We start from the raw sequence: 16,214 nt of genomic DNA on the forward strand, positions 1-16,214 counted from the left end.
AAGCTATATTCCTTGAGGAAATAAATTATGATCCAGCAATTAAGCAAACTCAGCGAAGTGTCGATGGTTTCAGCCAATTTTGGCAATGGGCTAGCCTATAGAGAGATTCTCCTAGATTGGTTTAAGTTTTTAGGCGGCAAACCAGGGGAAGTTATTGTTGTGGACGGTGGCAGCGATAGCGACACTCAAAAAGTTTATTGGGAACTGTATCAAGAGGGTTTAATTGATAAGCTGCAAATCATTGCACCGCACCATCAAGACAATGACAAGGAGAGATGTTTTATTCAGGAGTATACAGCGGGAGCAATCGCTAGCAAGCCGTATGTATTGTGGTTCAAAATTGACACGTTACCTTACAGAGAAGGTCACGACGGTTGGTTAGAGGAAGCGATCGATTATCTCGATCGAGATGAAATTTTTGCAGTCGGCGGAGCTTTTAATAGAACCTTTAAACATTTCGACGCTTGGCCAGGGTGGTACTTCATTCAAGCCTGCACGATCAATTTTTGTTTGATGAAACGCAGTACCTTCGTTGCAGTCATGGAAGAATGTGCGGGTGAATATATTGCTTCAGGATTTCAGGGAGAACACAAGTTTGGCAGGTATTTGCTGGAAGAAGCATTTATCGCATATATGGAGGCCCACAACCAATATACTTTGTGTAAGGTGGAAGATCCGAGCTGGACGGTATTTCACACAAATGCTCAAGACGAATATTTGCAGGAGGTTCGGGAGAAATATTTGGCTCGCGAAGATGTTAAAACTTTCATGAATCCGTGCCTTACTAAAGACATCAGTCAATTTCTTTACTACGGAAAGCCACCTGTAAGAAGCAGCATGATTCAGACAATGCGCATGGCTTTCGGAGAAACAAAACTTGGGGGTTATTGGCGGGACTTGAAAAAAAGTCTGGTTTCTTGGAAAAGTGAGCCCAACGCTTAGTTAGCTAATTTCAATTTAATAAAAAAAGATAGGAAACGAGCTTTGAGATGTGCTGACATCGCTGAAAAACAGCAGAACAGGGAAGAGGTTCGCAAATAGTGGAGCCCTGGCGGTGGCAGATCGTTAAGTTGACAGGGCAGCAATGATATGTCATAAACTTAGTCATGAGACAAGTTGCCTTTCAACTTATCTTGAAAAAGATTGCGGCTGCTGAACCCAAGTCTTTTGTTCCCTCAAACATCTCTTCAACTCTTGGGGGTTGCATAGCAACCCCCAAGAGACTATTTATGCAGCAGCCAAAAAACTTGAACAGGCTTTTGCGAGCTTTGTCTCGGCAAGGTCTTGATGTTAGTTACGACAATAAAGTCTACTCGATTTGTCTCAATAGTTCTCTGAAAGAATACTGGCAAGATGCCACTGCTACAACAGCAGAAGTTTTGCTCCCAGAGGATTTTCCTGTGGAAGCAAAGGCGCTCAAACAGTTAGCAAATTTGGCGAATGTTCGACACCCTCAAGGCGGCTGCGTTTGCCGCGCTTGCGCTACTCCAGATTTCCATCCGGGGGATGCGGGAGTGGCGATCGGCTCGATCGTCCAAACAGCAGGAATGGTGATTCCGGCGGCTACCGGTTCCGATATTAACTGCGGGATGCGGTTACACGTTGCGGATTTGTCGATCGAACAATTCCTCAGTCAGCGCGATCGATTTGTAGAATTGCTCAAAGGCGATTATTTCTTCGGTACTCGCGATGTCAGCATGACTGCAAAAACTGCTCGCGCGATGTTCCAACACGGGATTCCCGGATGGCTGGATGCTATGGTGGACAACGCAACTGGCAGTGTGGCAAATTCGGATTTCGAGCAGTTGGCCACAGAGTGCGATCGCACTTTCCTCGGCGGTTCCATGAATGGCGATGTCAAATGGGCTCCCGAAGAATTAGTCCCAAATGACGGCCTAGTCAGGGATGGCGGGTTAGCTACCATCGGTGGCGGCAATCACTTTGTCGAAATTCAAGTGGTTGAGGAAGTTATCGATCGAGCTACGGCTTATACTTGGGGAGTTCGATCGGGACAAATCGCTTTCATGATTCATTCGGGTTCGCGGAATGTCGGCAAATATATCGGCGGAATGTGGCGCGATCGAGCTTGCGAGGCCTGGCCGAAAACTCTGAAACATCCTGAATCCCGGCTTTTTCCGCTGTCTGTCGCAGCAAATCCCGAACTTGTGAGCAGCTACCTGCAAGCGGAAGCAACTGCCGCTAACTACGGTTTTATCAACCGTTTGCTGCTAGCAGAAGTTCTGCGCTGGCGTTTGCGGCAAGTTTTCGGCGATGTGGAAGCGCCGTTAGTATACGATTTGCCTCACAATATTACCTTAGCTGAAGGTGCCGGCTGGGTAACGCGCAAAGGCGCTTGTCCCGCACATTCCGGCCAGCCTGTAATTGTACCGGGTTCGATGGGCGCGCCCTCTTATTTGCTGGTTGGGAAGGGGAACGATCGATTTTTGCGATCGGCTTCTCACGGTGCCGGCAGAGCGCGATCGCGCTTCGATATGAGTCGCGCTGGTGCTGACAAAACTGACTCCGCTTTGGGATTAACCGGCGTAGATTGCATTACCTGGCGCGAAGAACGCAGAATCGAAGAAGCACCGGCAGCTTACAAGCCAATTCAACCAGTAATTGACGTTCAGGTTGAGGCGCAAATAGTTGGTGTAGTCGCTAAAATGAAGCCAGTGTTAACGTTTAAAGCCTAGGAACGGGGCTTTTGAGAATTAAAAATTAAACAAGGGTAAGGTGCGCGCGGAGCACCCTACTAATTTTTAATTCTCGGCCCTATTTCCGCTGCCCCATGCCCTATGAATGATTCTCAAGCATCACCAAATCCATCAAAACCTGTCCATCCTCTAAAGCGGCTGCTGAAGTACGGGCGCCGCTACCGCCTGAAAGCTTGGCTGGCAAGTATCTGTTCGCTGCTGAATAAATTCTTTGATTTAGCGCCGCCAGCATTAATCGGTATTGCCGTTGATGTGGTGGTGAAACAGCAAGATTCTATCCTCGCTCAGTGGGGCATAAAAGATGTCTTTTGGCAACTGGCAATTATCACTCTTTTGAGCGCGGTTGTTTGGACGTTGGAATCTATTTTTGAATATGCTTATGATTATTTGTGGCGCAATTTGGCTCAGGATATTGAACACGATTTGCGTCTGGAAGCTTACAGCCATTTGCAGGAATTAGAATTAGCTTATTTTGAAGAACGCAGCACTGGGGGTTTGATTTCTATTCTCAATGATGATATCAATCAACTCGAACGTTTTTTGGACGACGGCGCTAATGAGGTGATTCAGGTAATTACCACTGTTGTTGTGATTGGCGCGGCTTTTTTTGCTGCCTCTCCTGGTGTTGCTGGGCTGTCAATGCTGCCGATACCTTTTATTATTTGGGGTTCGATCGCCTTTCAAAATCGCCTTGCTCCTCTCTATGCTGACGTGCGGGAAAAGGTGAGTTTTCTGAACGGGCAACTGTCGAATAATTTGATGGGAATTACTACTATTAAAAGTTTTACTTCCGAAGATCATGAAATTCAGCGCATCGGAACACAAAGCCAAGCTTACCGCCAAAGCAACCGACGGGCGATCGTACTTTCGGCAGCTTTTATTCCCCTGATTCGGGTTGTGATTTTCTTGGGGTTTATTGCAACGCTATTTCTGGGCGGTTTGGAGGTGGTGGCGGGCAGATTATCTGTGGGAACTTACAGCGTTTTGGTGTTTTTGACCCAGCGGTTGCTGTGGCCGCTGACTCGCCTGGGAAATACTCTGGATCAATACCAGCGCGCAATGGCTTCGACTAATCGGGTGATGAATTTGTTGGATACTCCGATCGCAATTCGCACAGGTGATATTCGGCGGCCTGTTAGTTCGATTAAGGGTGAGTTGGAATTTAAAAATGTTACCTTTTCTTACAATCAAAGAAAACCGATTTTGCAGTATTTTTCTCTGACTCTGCCGGCGGGAAAAACTACTGCGATTGTTGGGGCTACTGGTTCGGGAAAAAGTACCCTGGTGAAGCTAATCTTGAGGCTGTACGAGGTACAGCACGGCAATATTTATCTCGACGGTATAGAATTAAATAACCTGAATTTAAAAGATTTGCGGAGAGCGATCGGATTGGTGAGTCAAGATGTGTTTTTGTTTCACGGTACGGTGGCAGAAAATATTGCTTACGGCAGTTTTGAGGCAACTAATCGAGAGATAGTAAATGCTGCTAAAATTGCGGAAGCGCACGAGTTTATCGCCCAATTGCCGGACGGTTACAACACTATTGTAGGGGAACGCGGTCAAAAATTGTCGGGGGGTCAGCGGCAGCGAATTGCAATTGCGAGGGCTGTTTTGAAGAATCCGCCGATTTTGATTCTTGACGAAGCTACTTCAGCGGTGGATAACGAGACTGAGGCGGCAATTCAGCGATCGCTCGAACGAATTACCAAAAATCGCACTACAATTGCGATCGCCCACCGTCTTTCTACTGTCCGCAATGCCGATTGCATTTGTGTCATGGAAGAGGGGCTGGTGGTAGAATCGGGGCAGCACGAACAACTGATCGAACAGGACGGAATTTATGCGGCGCTCTGGCGCGTGCAATCTGGTATAAGATAGAAACGCAGCGGTTTTGGGTAATTGGGAATTGCTAATTTGTAATTGGGTATGGGGCATTGGGCATGGGTAACTAATGACAACAGTCAACTGCCAACTGCCAACTGCCAACTGACTACTGACTGCTGACTGTAAAATATTAGTTTATACAAACAAGAAGAGAAAATGTTTCTATTTGATAGCCCTGAGTCCAAACCCAACGAAAATAGCTGGAGCCGCAAGTTAGATAAATTTGTGAAAGCTAATCAACATGAATTGGCTGCTTTGGCTTGGGGACTATTTCTGGAAAGGGGAGAGGAAAGCGAGGAGATTTTAGCAATTGATATTGCAGAAACTGCGCGTTTTGTGTATTGTAAGAAAGAGGCGGTTGAGGAGTTGAACCGTCAAGTGAGAAGTCATATTCAGGAAGTTGTAGGTGTGTTGAACGCTCACAAGCCTGAGACAGAAGTGGCGATTTTGGCGATCGGGGAAGGTCAAATTAAGTTAATTTTTTTTGAACCTAAGCCTGAACCTCCTGTGTGTTTTGAGGAAGCCGCAACAGATGTTGATACATTGTTGGCTAAGCTGGAACAGCAGATGGTTGAATATATGAAATAGGAGTTATATCAAATCCGGTGGCATCGGAATTGATATTATTTACACTCAGGATACGACGCCGTGCGGTTTCCCTACAATTAATCGGGCGATTATTACATCTCTTATCCAGGAAAATTGACTATTGTGGGGTAGGCAAACGGCATTGCCGTGTCCTCAGTTGCCGTATTGTCGAGGGCTATATCCGATCGCACTCTGAGGGCAATTTCATCCCACAGTCTGTTTCAATCCCTGGGTGCTCTCAACTTCGTATCAGCAACAGGCTTTCGGGCCTGTTCCACAAAGAGTAAACCGGGACTTATTATAGATATCAGAATAACCAGCAATCAAAATAACCAGCGGGCGGCGAATCGTCATGAAAAATTTGAGCTTTGTCTAAAGTAGGTACCGCCTCCGCCAATTCTCTACCTACTTTTACCTCAAGCGCCCTGTCTGTTAATGGAAAGGAAAATTGATGGCTATCTTGCAAATATTTTGCCTTAGCAACAATCTCATCTTTCTCCAAAATCTGGCTGTTGCTACCAATCAAAATGCTATTACTTTCCTGGCCAACACACAGGCACACCTGAGAAAACACACTTTGAAAAGTCGTGATTTTTTCGGCATAAAACTCATCTCTTTGCAGCAGATTTGCTAGTACAACTCCCTCGCTTGACAAGTGTTTTTCGCAGATTTGATAAAATTCTTTGGTGGATAGGCGGTGCGGAAAGTAGCCGTTGCCAAAAGCTACGTCGATCATGATGATATCGTACTGAGTATCTGATTTTTGGTGCTCTAAATACTCTCGGCCGTCTTGAATTGTTACAGTTAGCCGATCGTCCAATTTTATCCCAAAGCACTGTGTAGCTGCTTCGATCGCGATCGGATCGACCTCCGCACATTCTATAACAGTTTCCGGCAAATAGTGGTGCAAAACTAAGGGAATTCTGCCGCCGCCAAATCCAGCCATATAGATTCTTTGAGGTTGGCTTTGCCACACTAAACCCAACATCATTGCCTGAGTATATTCAGACACTAGATGTAAAGGATTGTTGAAATCGAAAACAGATTGCAGTAAATCTGTGTGCTGATTGACTTTTTCTACTAAAGATAGCTTAATGTGCGATCGCTCTTTTGTGACTGCAACATAGTGAACACCAGACTCTTTGCAAAAAATAAGTTTATCTGGCTGTTGCTGTAGCCAAGCCAGCCGCTGTCCAATAGCGGATAAATTAATAGATTGCCAAGTTTTGTGTTCCTCAATCATCTGATTTTAAATTTTATTTAAACTCGATATTCTCTAAGAATATAGCCTCATAAACCCGGTTTCTACCCAAATCGCGGAGTCGCCGGAGCTGTGCGAAGAAACCGGGTTTCTAGTCGAGGCTGGGGCAAGTCATGTTCTCATTTTCCAGCATGGCGAAGAACGAGAAGACAACAGAAATTCACCCGATTACAGCCGCTTGTACGCCACCAATTCCAAACCTGAAACCGAAAGTTCCACTTTTTCCCAATTTTGCTTGTCACCTTCTAACTTTTCAAAGGCTGCTGAGGTGAGCAAAATCTCTCCGCGTTCCGCCAAATCTTCTCCCAGCTTAGATGCCAGATTAAATTCCCCTCCGTACATATCCTCTCCTTCCAGCATCAAAACATCGCCACAGCCAATACCAATGCAGAGGTAAATATCCATCTCCGGCGGCAGTGTCGTGTTGACAGCCGCTGTTTGTTTCACAGAGTCGATCGCAGCTTCCACCGCTGATTTTACATCAGTAAAAACTGCAAAAATATTGTCTGCTTCCTCCTTAACTAGAGTGCCGCCGTATTCTGAAATTATCGGTTTGACAATTCCGTGCATCCGGTGAATCATTGCCAAAAAATGAATAATTCCGTAGCGGACTGTCGTGCGCGAAAATCCCGACATATCCATTACTAAAATTGCGTAGTTTTTGCGGAAAGTGGCATTAATTTTTTCATCAATTTCAGCCATTCTTTCGGGATGTTCGTTTCTTTCTTGCAGCAACTTTTCCAAGTTAGCGCGGTTATTTGTTTTCATTTTAGTTTAATTAAGTTCCCAATCGCGACACTGTTCTTGAGGGCGGCCAACCGGATGCACCGCACAATTGATGCCATCCTTACCGTAATAATAATCGCACACTTTGCAAGGTTTAGTTTGCTCTAATTTTTTCATCAAGATTGCCCGGATTGTCTGGACTCGGTTGCGATACTTGTTTGCATTCGAGTGACTCGGTTCAATTGCCAAAGCTTGCTCGAAAGCTGCTAAGCTGGAATCGTACAATTTAATAATTTGGGAGCTGTATTTGGTCCAAGCATCGGCATGGCTTTGATACAGTTCGACTGTACTTAAGTTTAAAATTCCGTATTCTGTCCAAGCGTCGGCTGAAGCTCGATCGAACTTAATATTGGCATTGAGCAAAACTTTTTTGATAGTTGCCAAAAGTTCCCTCGGCTGCCAAGGTTTGCTAACATAAGCCTCGGCGCGATCGCCCTGGAACCGAGAAAATAAAGCTAACTGCTGTCCCTTGCCTGTTAAAAATACCACCGGTATGTTCCGAGTTTCGGGATTAGCTTTAATTAAACGGCAAACCCCGTAGCCGTCGAGACGGGGCATTATGACATCTAATAATACTAAATCGGGGCAATTTTTCTCAACTTTAGCCAGCGCTTCCACACCGTCTGATGCCTGAATTACATTCAATCCGCTGCATCTCAACTGATGTGAAATGCACTCCCGCTGGCTGCGAGAATCTTCCACCACTAAAACTGTGCTCATCACTCCCCACCTGGTTTTTGAGGTAAACTTGTTCGCTGCTTCGAGTGGCCGTTGCTGAAATCAGTTTACCCGCCTTGGATGAATTTTTTCTCACTGGCGAGCTAAACTTACTCAAATTGCAACAAATCTTAAACTGGGGAGCGAAGGTGATACTTATCAAAAAATGCGGGTTGCCAATACGCGGATAATTGTTGAAGGTTTGGCCGGCAAATATTGGGCTTTTAAGCCTTAATAACGGCAAATCGTACTGATATCGGACGAAAACCTTGTTGAATTGCAACAGATAATCGGCTACTGTATACGTTAAAGTTCTTAAGGACGACAAATGAATAGATTGCTCCTCACTTTATTGGTAAGTCCAACGCTGTTTGGATCTGTGATGTCTTTAAGCGCGATCGCAAATCCCGCTCAAATTGGCGAAACACCAAGCCAATCGGCTGATTCGCCCCAGTGTGTGCGATCGCCCCACACTCAGCGTCTGACTTGCGTGCGCCTCCCCGCCAAAGCTGCTGCTGCTAATTCTAAAGTAAAAATCAGTTGGCAGCGGCCCGATGATCAGCAGGTGGCAATGCTGGATTTTACGGAAGAAGAAAGTGATGCGGCGGCGGCGCTGTTTGGCTGCGACTGTCAGATGTGTATCAACTCGCTGCGGCAGTTGCGCGGTTTGCCGCCTCTGGATCTAGCTTCTTGAGGGCGATCCGACAGCATAGAAAGTCAGGCTTAAAAACCAGGTTTCCGATCGCTGCGCGCTTTTGAGTGCCTTTAGCTTTCTCACTTTTAGAGAAATTGTAGCCAATTTGTTCCATGATTTCTAGAGATTTTTTATGTCTCAAAATCGGGCCTCTACTTTTTAGCTAGAACTTGTTTAAGTTGAGAAGTTGCTTGCTCAATTTTTTCGATACTACCTGGGTTGACCAATCCGTAGTAGTCAAAAACGTAAACTCGATTATTTTTTGTGGCTGTTAGTTTATTCCAAAATGAATCAGATTTAAATTGGTCTAAAATTCCTTCTCCCCGATCGACTACAATGATAACTTCGGGATTAGCCTCTAAAACCTTTTCCGCTGAAAGCGTCACGTAGCCTCGAACGGGGCTATCTCCTTGCAATTGGGCTGCGACATTTTTCACGTTAAACTTACCCAGCAAATCTCCAGCCCAACTGCTTTGATTCGGCGATAAAATCGGTTGTCTGCTTACCAAAACTAAAGTGCCGGGGCTTTGATTCGGGATGTCTGATAAAAATGTTTGATAGCGTTTTAAAAGAGGTTCGGGATTGGCATTGAGGGATTTAGCTAAAATTGTTGTTAACTCTTCTAGGGATGTCCAGCTATCAACTTGAGTGAGTAAAGTTTTAATTCCAAGCTGCTGCAATTTTTGCATTGTTTGGTCGTGAAATCCCGACGCACCTACTACCAAATCCGGTTTCAGTGCGATGATTTTTTCCAAATTGGGAGGGGTGCGTTCGGCAGTAACTGCGGTAATCCCTGTAAATTTGGGGTTGCTGCTGACTAATGCGCTGCCGGGAATTCCTACAAGTTTGGTTGGGTCGAGTTGATGGATAATATCGGCGGTTAAAGGTGTTAAAGCTACAACTTTTTGTGCTGATTCGCTGTTAGTTGTTTGTGGTTGATTAACTGGCGAACCAGCAGGAGTTGATTGCTGAATTTGGGGTGAAGTGGCGGCGGAGCAAGCGGTAAATGCTAAACTCAGCAACAGGATAGCGGTACGAGCAAAAAAAGTTTTGTACATAGTTTAGGCGGGAGTTACAGCGAATTTAGACTAGGTTGAGACAGAATTGACGGGAAGTTCGATCGCACTCAGAAATGATTGTTGACGGTTGACTGTTGACGGTTGACTGTTTGGATATTTGAACAATACCGATGCAACCGGAAACGATATGACGGGAAGGTCGATCGCACTTTAGCGCTTAATGATTTAAATATCAATAGTTTACGGTAGATTTTGTATAAAAAACCGCATTTATTGCGTGAATGCGGTTTTTTTAAGTATCTCTTAAGTTTTATTCCACCCTTGAAAATCAAGATTAGGCAATAGTTTAAAGCCTGTGGCACTGATATAGAACAGCGAATGGTGGCAATAAGTTAATAGAAATAATTATGAAGAAATTGAGAACTTAGTGCGAGGACATGGTTATACTTATCAGAAAATTATTAAGTGTGAATAGTAGGAGCGATCGCACAAATTTGCAAGCCTACAGAAGTTTCTAAAATTATAGCTTCTACGCCAAAAATCTGAGCTAGATTATCAGGATTTAAAACTTGTGCGGGAGTTCCTACACAAAAAAGTTCTCCTTTATTTAACATAGCAATTCGCGAACTGTACCTGGCAGCTAAATTAATTTCATGCAGCACCGTAATAATCGTCAATTTGTGTTCTATATTTAGTTTATTAAGCAGATCTAACAATTGCAACTGATAGCAAATATCTAAATAAGTCGTAGGTTCATCTAACAGCAAAACTTGCGGGTTTTGAGCCAACGCTAAGGCGAGGAAAGCGCGCTGGCGTTCGCCTCCTGAGAGTTGTTCGACGGGGCGATCGCGAAATTCCTCAATCCCAGTTTGACCGATCGCAACTTCCACCTTCTCTGCATCTTCCTTGCTCAATTCCCACTGCCACCAACCCTGATGAGGAGAACGCCCCAAACTAACTAATTGCCTTACCGTCAAACCTTCGGGTACTGTTTGCTGCTGTGGCAAAATCGCTAATTTTTGAGCAACAATTGCAGCAGGTTCAGTATGAATGGCTTTGCCATCAAGCAACACACTTCCTTGCTGCGGAGTTAGGATGCGGCTAACTAACTTCAACAAAGTAGACTTACCAGAACCGTTGGCACCGATGAGACTCAACCACTCACCTGGTTGCAAAGATAAAGTGATGTTGTGGGCGATCGCAACTTCGCCGTAACCCCCAGTTAAATTTTGAATTTCTAAAGACATTATATTTTGGTAATTGGTAATTGGGTATGGGGCATGGGGCATGGGGCATGGGGCATTGGTTACTAATAACTAATGACTAATGACTACTGACTAGAACGCCGATAAAGCAGCCAGACAAACAGCGGAGAACCCAACAAAGCCGTAACCGTACCCACAGGCAATTCTACCGCACCCAAACGAGCCAAAAAATCAGCAAAAGTCAACACCCAAGCACCGCCGATCGCACTCAGCGGCAACACAAACCGATAATCATTACCAACTAACAAACGCACCCCGTGAGGCACAACCAATCCCACAAAACCAATCAATCCGCCGATGCTGACAGCACTCGCAGCTAGCAAAGTAGCAACACCCCCAATCAACAAGCGCGATCGCACTAGCGACACCCCCAAACCAACAGCTAAATCGTCGCCCAAAGCCAGCAAATTTATCGATCGACCCAAAAAACATCCTAACAGCAAAGCAGCCAAAATATAAGGTGCAGCCACCTGCAAATCCGACCAACCGCGACCGTTTAAACTGCCGATCAACCAATTCAAAGCAGCTTGCAAACGGCTGTCTTCAGCTAACAGCAACAGTGTAGTTTGTATGGCCCCAAACAGAGAACTCACTGCCACACCAGCTAAAACCAAACGTTCCACAGAAATCCCCGTTTTAGTTTTTCCCAAAAAGTAGACCAGCATCGAAGTTAAAATAGCACCTATCCAAGCTGCCAACGGCACCCAAGTTTGAAATATTCCCAAAGTCAGCATGGTAATCGCAACCAACCCCGCACCCGCCGAAATTCCTAATACAAAAGGATCGGCTAAACCGTTGCGGAGTAACCCTTGCAGCAAAGCTCCCGACATTCCTAAAGCTGCACCAACCGTCAGCGCTGCGGCAACTCTGGGCAAACGCAATTCCCAGAAAATAGTCTGATTGACAGCATCACCTCGGTGCAGAAATGCTTGCCACAATTGATCGGCACTCATCGGCACTGCACCAAAAGAAAGCGAAAGGGCTATGGTTAACAGCAAACCCAATCCTAAGAACACAACTGCCTGAACAACTCGATATTTTAGCCAAATTTTTTGCAGAGTCACTACATTACACCACAATCTTCCTTAACAGCACTAAATCCCATATTTCCTCTGTTTTGAATGCTCGAACTCGTTAACTACAATAACAATAACCGATTCACCGGAAGACGGCTGCAGTGGGAACAGATGAGCAGGCGATCGCACCCGCCGGCAAAATTAAATGTATAATATTAACGAAGTAAACCGCTACGAGTGAATCATGTCCGCAAACACCGCGCTACCCGCAGCCCTAGCTAAAATCGTTCAGCGCTTTCAGCGACATTCCGATCCCAAACAGCGCTACGAACAACTGCTGTGGTATGCCAAAAGACTCCCAGCATTTCCCGAAAGCGACAAACTGCCGGAAAACAAAGTTTCTGGCTGCGCGTCGCAAGTTTATGTTACTGCAAATTTGGCAGACGGAAAAGTTTTGTATCAAGGCGATTCAGACGCTCAGTTAGTCAAAGGATTAGTTGGCTTGCTGGTGGAAGGTTTGAGCGGATTAACGCCTGCTGAAATTGTCACCATTACCCCAGATTTTATTCAAGACACGGGGTTGAACGTGAGTCTGACACCTTCCCGCGCTAACGGATTTTACAACATCTTTCAAATGATGAAAAATAAGGCACTTGCTTGTGAATTGAGCAAGCAAGCCGAAGCAAATTAAAAGAATAAACAGCCATGACTCAAACTACAGATTTAACAAAATCAGGTTCTGGCAACTATCCCGCCGCAGTTCAAGAATATCTCTGGAATTGGAAAGACACGCAAATCAAAGTTATTTACGAAACCCGAGGACAGGGAAACCCTGTATTGTTGCTGCCGGCATTCAGTACGGTTTCCACGCGAGAAGAAATGCGTCCTTTAGCAGAATTGTTAGCTTCTAAATTTCAAGTTGTGAGTTTAGATTGGCCCGGGTTTGGCGAATCGGATCGCCCGCGAACCGACTATCAACCGCAATTATACCATCAATTTCTTAAGGATTTTGTTGACGCAATTTTTAATAGTCCGGTTGCTGTAGTTGCTGCCGGTCACGCTGCGGGTTATGTGATGCAATTAGGGCAATCACAGCCCAATGTCTGGTCAAAGATTGTGTTAGCTGCACCGACTTGGCGCGGGCCTTTGCCGACGATGAGCAAACAGCAAAGCGGGTGGCACGGAATCGTGAGAGAATTAGTACGATCGCCCTTACTGGGACAATTCCTATACAAACTCAACACTGCACCGTCATTCCTCAGTCTCATGTACCGCCGCCACGTCTATGTGGATGCAGCTAAAGTCACGCCCGATTTCATCCAAAATAAGTGGAAAATTACGCAAAAACCCGGTGCTCGCTACGGTCCCGCCGCCTTTGTCACTGGTGGTTTAGATACGGCGAAAGTGCGATCGGAATTTACAGATAATTTTCAACAATTAGCAGTGCCGGTGATGGTTGTAATTGCTGAGAATGCGCCGCCCAAATCAAAGGCTGAAATGGAAGCATTAACGGAATTACCGGGTGTTGAGTCGCGAGTTATTCCTGGTTCTTTGGGTATGCACGAAGAGAATGCAGAAGCTTTGGCAAATGCGGTTAAATCTTTTATTTGAGAGAATTTAAGAGAGAATGAACCGCAGAGGGCGCAGAGAACGCAGAGGGGAGAAGGGAAGAGGGGATGAATGCAAGCTGTTTTTTTTACATTAGTTTGGATGGTTTGCTATTGGTTTTGTCTGCCAGTTTATGCTGTCGGAGATTCGCCGATGGTCAATTGGCCAAAGAGTACGATCGAAGGTGCGATCGACTTTCACATTCATTCTTCTCCTGATGTGATTCCTCGCAGGTTGGATGATTTTGAAGTAGCGAAATTAGCTGCTAGGGCGAAGATGAAAGCTGTGGTATTGAAAAATCATTATGCCAGCACAGCAGCGCGGGCAGTTTTGGTTAATAAAATAGTACCAGAAATCGAAGTTTTCGGGGGAGTTGTTCTCAATCATTCGGTAGGGGGAATTAATCCCGAGGCTGTAGGTGCAATGCACCGCATAGGTGGCAAATACGGTAAAGTAGTGTGGCTGCCAACGGTTGATGCTGAGCATCACTTGCAGGTTTTTCACAAGTCGGGAATTGGGATTAAAGTTGCGGAAAATGGCAAGGTTTTACCGGAAACAGCAGCGGTGTTGAAGATGGTAGCCAAAGAGAATTTGATATTGGAAACCGGTCATATTTCCTCAGAAGAGGTGATGGCAGTTGTCGGTGAAGCCAACCTGCTCAACATTAAAAACATCCTGATTACCCACGCAATGGCGGATGTACCCGGCTTGTCTCTAGAAAATATGCAAGCAGCCGCCGCAGCCGGAGCTTTCTTAGAACTCGCATTTGTGAACGATTTGATGGGAGAAAATGCCGCTGATGAGGCACACAAAAACTGGCATCAAGTTTCTATTACTAAGATGGCAGCAGCGATTAAACTAATCGGAGCCGAGCATTTTGTTATGAGTACAGATTTGGGAAGAAAACCCGATCCTTTGCCGGCGGAAGGTTACAAATTATTTGTCGAAAAATTGATAAATGAAGGCATTTCTCCGCACGAAATTGATTTAATGACGAAACACAATCCAGCTCTATTGTTAGGCATTTAAAATTGGTAATTGGGGATTGGGAATCGGGGATTGGGAATCGCTAATTGGGAATTCTCTTCCCTCTTCCCTCTTCCTTCTTCCCTCTTCCTTCTTCCCTCTTCCCTCTTCCTTCTTCCCTCTTCCCTCTTCCTTCTTCCTTCTTCTATTCTTGATTGCCTTTACCGCGCACGTATCCGTTATCTGCAATGCGCCAAGCACCCCCAGCATTGCCCGTTAAATCGCTATCTTCCACGGTAGCAATGCTATCTCTGTAAACGCCGATCGCCGCACCTTCATTACCATTAATCCGACACCGGCGCACGATCAATTTTCCTCCCAATCCCACACCTATTCCCAAACTGCCGTTGTCAAAAATACTGCAATCTTCCACCGTTGCTTTCCCATCATCCGATATAAAAATTCCGTTCCATACCCCATCATGAATTTGAGTGCGGCGGAGGGTAGAATTGGCATCTGGGCCGCAAATTCCCACCACAGAATAGTCCGCAGAAGTGATATCGCTGTCTTCTATGATTAACTCGCCTTTGCGAATATCTACAGCGTAATATTTCCCAGTTGCGCTCAGCGTTAAACCCCGCACTAAAGCAGTATCAGTTACCATTTTAATGCAGTTTGAGCTGAGACTTTCAACAACAATGCGCTCGACCTCTCCGCTGCCGATAATTTCTACCGCTTTGTCGAGAATTAGACTTTCGCGATAAACGCCTGGATGCACGTCAATGCGCGTGCCCGGTGCTGCATTTTTCAGCGCTTCGCTAATAGTAGTATAATCGCCTTGACCCTGCTGAGAAACAACAAATTTTTGACTCTTCAAAACTTTGGGCTCAGAAGTAGATGCTTCAATTTGCCCTGACTTCGAGTCAAAATGCTCAGATTGTCGTGAGCCAGCTTCCGAAAGTTGCGATGTTAGCAGCAAGCGTTCTTGATAAACTGTCTCTAGTTGGTGTTCTAAGTCGGATACTTGAGATTGAAGTTGAGCTTGATTCTGGTTTGCTGTCTCGATTTGACTTTGGAATTCCGAGAGTTGAGAATAAAGGTGCGATCGTTCTCTGTTAGCAGTTTCTAGCTGAGATTCTAATTCAGAGCGAGTTTGACGCACAGTTTCTAACTGATTTTCTAAGTCGGAGATTTGAGATTGAAGTTGAGTTTGATTTGGATTAGCTGTTTCGATTTGACTTTGCAATTGCGAGATTTGAGAAGTTAGCTGAGATTCCAATTCAGAGCGACTTTGACGCACACTCTCTAACTGATGTTCTAACTCGGAGATTTTAGATTGAAGTTGATTTTGATTCTGATTGGCTGTCTCGATTTGAGCTGGGAATTCCGAGAGTTGAGAATAAAGGTGCGAACGTTCTGTGTTAGCAGTTTCTAGCTGAGATTCTAATTCAGAGCGAGTTTGACGCAGGCTATTTAGCTGATTTTCTAACTCGGATACTTGAGATTGAAGTTGAGTTTGATTCTGATTGGCAGTCTCGATTTGAGTTTGAAATTCCGTGATTTGAGAAGTGAGCTGAGCTTCCAATTCCGAGCGACTTTGACCCACACTTTCTAACTGTTGTTCTAACTCGGAGATTTGAGATTGAAGTTGATTTTGATTCTGGTTTGCTGTCTCGGTTTGAGTTTGGAATTCCGA

The 16,214-nt window shown here is 45.2% G+C and carries 16 protein-coding genes; 8 read left to right on the top strand and 8 right to left on the bottom strand.

The window, feature by feature from the left end; genetic code table 11:
* The first annotated feature begins 27 nt into the window (after positions 1 to 27).
* The 4 genes from QUA62_RS15525 (at position 28) to ccmS (ending at position 5,186) form a co-directional block, all read left to right on the top strand.
* Positions 28 to 942 carry a glycosyltransferase family A protein gene (locus QUA62_RS15525; protein ID WP_333405211.1) on the top strand — a complete coding sequence of 305 codons (915 nt, stop codon included), beginning with the start codon at positions 28 to 30 and terminating at the stop codon, positions 940 to 942.
* A gap of 287 nt (positions 943 to 1,229) precedes the next feature.
* Positions 1,230 to 2,693: an RtcB family protein gene (locus QUA62_RS15530; protein WP_333405213.1), complete on the top strand. Its 1,464-nt coding sequence runs from the start codon at positions 1,230 to 1,232 to the stop codon at positions 2,691 to 2,693.
* Positions 2,694 to 2,795: 102 nt separating this feature from the next.
* Positions 2,796 to 4,592, top strand: a complete 1,797-nt coding sequence (locus QUA62_RS15535; RefSeq protein WP_333405215.1) for an ABC transporter ATP-binding protein — start codon at positions 2,796 to 2,798, stop codon at positions 4,590 to 4,592.
* A gap of 162 nt (positions 4,593 to 4,754) precedes the next feature.
* Entirely contained in the window at positions 4,755 to 5,186 is a 432-nt protein-coding gene (ccmS, locus tag QUA62_RS15540) for a beta-carboxysome assembly chaperone CcmS (protein WP_333405217.1), read from the top strand.
* Between the two features lie 307 nt (positions 5,187 to 5,493).
* Here the strand turns inward: ccmS and QUA62_RS15545 are convergent, their stop codons facing one another.
* The 3 genes from QUA62_RS15545 to QUA62_RS15555 form a co-directional block, all read right to left on the bottom strand.
* Positions 5,494 to 6,429: a fused MFS/spermidine synthase gene (locus tag QUA62_RS15545; protein WP_333405219.1), complete on the bottom strand. Its 936-nt coding sequence runs from the start codon at positions 6,427 to 6,429 to the stop codon at positions 5,494 to 5,496.
* Between the two features lie 186 nt (positions 6,430 to 6,615).
* Complete coding sequence (locus tag QUA62_RS15550) at positions 6,616 to 7,215, bottom strand: adenylate/guanylate cyclase domain-containing protein (protein WP_333290045.1); 600 nt, start codon at positions 7,213 to 7,215, stop codon at positions 6,616 to 6,618.
* A 6-nt stretch (positions 7,216 to 7,221) separates the two neighbouring features.
* Positions 7,222 to 7,953: a response regulator gene (locus QUA62_RS15555; protein ID WP_333290043.1), complete on the bottom strand. Its 732-nt coding sequence runs from the start codon at positions 7,951 to 7,953 to the stop codon at positions 7,222 to 7,224.
* A gap of 325 nt (positions 7,954 to 8,278) precedes the next feature.
* On the opposite strand from QUA62_RS15555, the gene QUA62_RS15560 reads away from it, so the two are divergent.
* Entirely contained in the window at positions 8,279 to 8,644 is a 366-nt protein-coding gene (locus tag QUA62_RS15560) for a hypothetical protein (RefSeq protein WP_333405221.1), read from the top strand.
* A 152-nt stretch (positions 8,645 to 8,796) separates the two neighbouring features.
* Here the strand turns inward: QUA62_RS15560 and QUA62_RS15565 are convergent, their stop codons facing one another.
* The 3 genes from QUA62_RS15565 to QUA62_RS15575 form a co-directional block, all read right to left on the bottom strand.
* Positions 8,797 to 9,702 carry an ABC transporter substrate-binding protein gene (locus QUA62_RS15565; protein ID WP_333405223.1) on the bottom strand — a complete coding sequence of 302 codons (906 nt, stop codon included), beginning with the start codon at positions 9,700 to 9,702 and terminating at the stop codon, positions 8,797 to 8,799.
* A 422-nt stretch (positions 9,703 to 10,124) separates the two neighbouring features.
* Positions 10,125 to 10,910 (bottom strand): ABC transporter ATP-binding protein, encoded by a 786-nt coding sequence (locus tag QUA62_RS15570; RefSeq protein ID WP_333405225.1) that lies wholly within the window; start codon positions 10,908 to 10,910, stop codon positions 10,125 to 10,127.
* A gap of 83 nt (positions 10,911 to 10,993) precedes the next feature.
* Positions 10,994 to 11,992: an iron ABC transporter permease gene (locus QUA62_RS15575; RefSeq protein ID WP_333405227.1), complete on the bottom strand. Its 999-nt coding sequence runs from the start codon at positions 11,990 to 11,992 to the stop codon at positions 10,994 to 10,996.
* 196 nt (positions 11,993 to 12,188) lie between these two features.
* Between QUA62_RS15575 and QUA62_RS15580 the strand changes: the two genes are divergently transcribed.
* The 3 genes from QUA62_RS15580 (at position 12,189) to QUA62_RS15590 (ending at position 14,581) form a co-directional block, all read left to right on the top strand.
* Positions 12,189 to 12,635 (top strand): SufE family protein, encoded by a 447-nt coding sequence (locus tag QUA62_RS15580; protein ID WP_333290033.1) that lies wholly within the window; start codon positions 12,189 to 12,191, stop codon positions 12,633 to 12,635.
* Positions 12,636 to 12,649: 14 nt separating this feature from the next.
* The gene (locus QUA62_RS15585) at positions 12,650 to 13,555 is read left to right on the top strand and encodes an alpha/beta hydrolase (protein ID WP_333405229.1); all 906 of its coding nucleotides are present in this window, start codon (positions 12,650 to 12,652) and stop codon (positions 13,553 to 13,555) included.
* A gap of 69 nt (positions 13,556 to 13,624) precedes the next feature.
* A complete protein-coding gene (locus QUA62_RS15590) occupies positions 13,625 to 14,581 on the top strand; it encodes a DUF6282 family protein (RefSeq protein WP_333405231.1) in 957 nt (318 codons plus the stop codon).
* Here the strand turns inward: QUA62_RS15590 and QUA62_RS15595 are convergent.
* Together QUA62_RS15595 and QUA62_RS15600 are read right to left on the bottom strand one after the other, a co-directional pair.
* The gene (locus QUA62_RS15595; RefSeq protein ID WP_333405238.1) at positions 14,570 to 14,767 is read right to left on the bottom strand and encodes a hypothetical protein; all 198 of its coding nucleotides are present in this window, start codon (positions 14,765 to 14,767) and stop codon (positions 14,570 to 14,572) included. The two genes, QUA62_RS15590 and QUA62_RS15595, sit on opposite strands and share 12 nt — an antisense overlap.
* On the bottom strand, positions 14,724 to 16,214 hold a 1,491-nt coding region (locus QUA62_RS15600), incomplete at its 5' end, for a right-handed parallel beta-helix repeat-containing protein (protein WP_333405233.1). The genes QUA62_RS15595 and QUA62_RS15600, both read right to left, overlap by 44 nt.

Origin of the sequence: Microcoleus sp. MON1_C1, from assembly GCF_036701945.1 — a bacterium.
GTDB lineage: Bacteria > Cyanobacteriota > Cyanobacteriia > Cyanobacteriales > Microcoleaceae > Microcoleus.

Bases quoted from the DNA above. Each gene is read 5' to 3' on its own strand.
- QUA62_RS15545 (WP_333405219.1), bottom strand. From the start codon at position 6,429: ATGATTGAGGAACACAAAACTTGGCAATCTATTAATTTATCCGCTATT.
- QUA62_RS15570 (WP_333405225.1), bottom strand. From the start codon at position 10,910: ATGTCTTTAGAAATTCAAAATTTAACTGGGGGTTACGGCGAAGTTGCG.
- ccmS (WP_333405217.1), top strand. From the start codon at position 4,755: ATGTTTCTATTTGATAGCCCTGAGTCCAAACCCAACGAAAATAGCTGG.
- QUA62_RS15530 (WP_333405213.1), top strand. From the start codon at position 1,230: ATGCAGCAGCCAAAAAACTTGAACAGGCTTTTGCGAGCTTTGTCTCGG.
- QUA62_RS15550 (WP_333290045.1), bottom strand. From the start codon at position 7,215: ATGAAAACAAATAACCGCGCTAACTTGGAAAAGTTGCTGCAAGAAAGA.
- QUA62_RS15560 (WP_333405221.1), top strand. From the start codon at position 8,279: ATGAATAGATTGCTCCTCACTTTATTGGTAAGTCCAACGCTGTTTGGA.
- QUA62_RS15555 (WP_333290043.1), bottom strand. From the start codon at position 7,953: ATGAGCACAGTTTTAGTGGTGGAAGATTCTCGCAGCCAGCGGGAGTGC.
- QUA62_RS15590 (WP_333405231.1), top strand. From the start codon at position 13,625: ATGCAAGCTGTTTTTTTTACATTAGTTTGGATGGTTTGCTATTGGTTT.
- QUA62_RS15585 (WP_333405229.1), top strand. From the start codon at position 12,650: ATGACTCAAACTACAGATTTAACAAAATCAGGTTCTGGCAACTATCCC.
- QUA62_RS15525 (WP_333405211.1), top strand. From the start codon at position 28: ATGATCCAGCAATTAAGCAAACTCAGCGAAGTGTCGATGGTTTCAGCC.
- QUA62_RS15535 (WP_333405215.1), top strand. From the start codon at position 2,796: ATGAATGATTCTCAAGCATCACCAAATCCATCAAAACCTGTCCATCCT.
- QUA62_RS15565 (WP_333405223.1), bottom strand. From the start codon at position 9,702: ATGTACAAAACTTTTTTTGCTCGTACCGCTATCCTGTTGCTGAGTTTA.
- QUA62_RS15580 (WP_333290033.1), top strand. From the start codon at position 12,189: ATGTCCGCAAACACCGCGCTACCCGCAGCCCTAGCTAAAATCGTTCAG.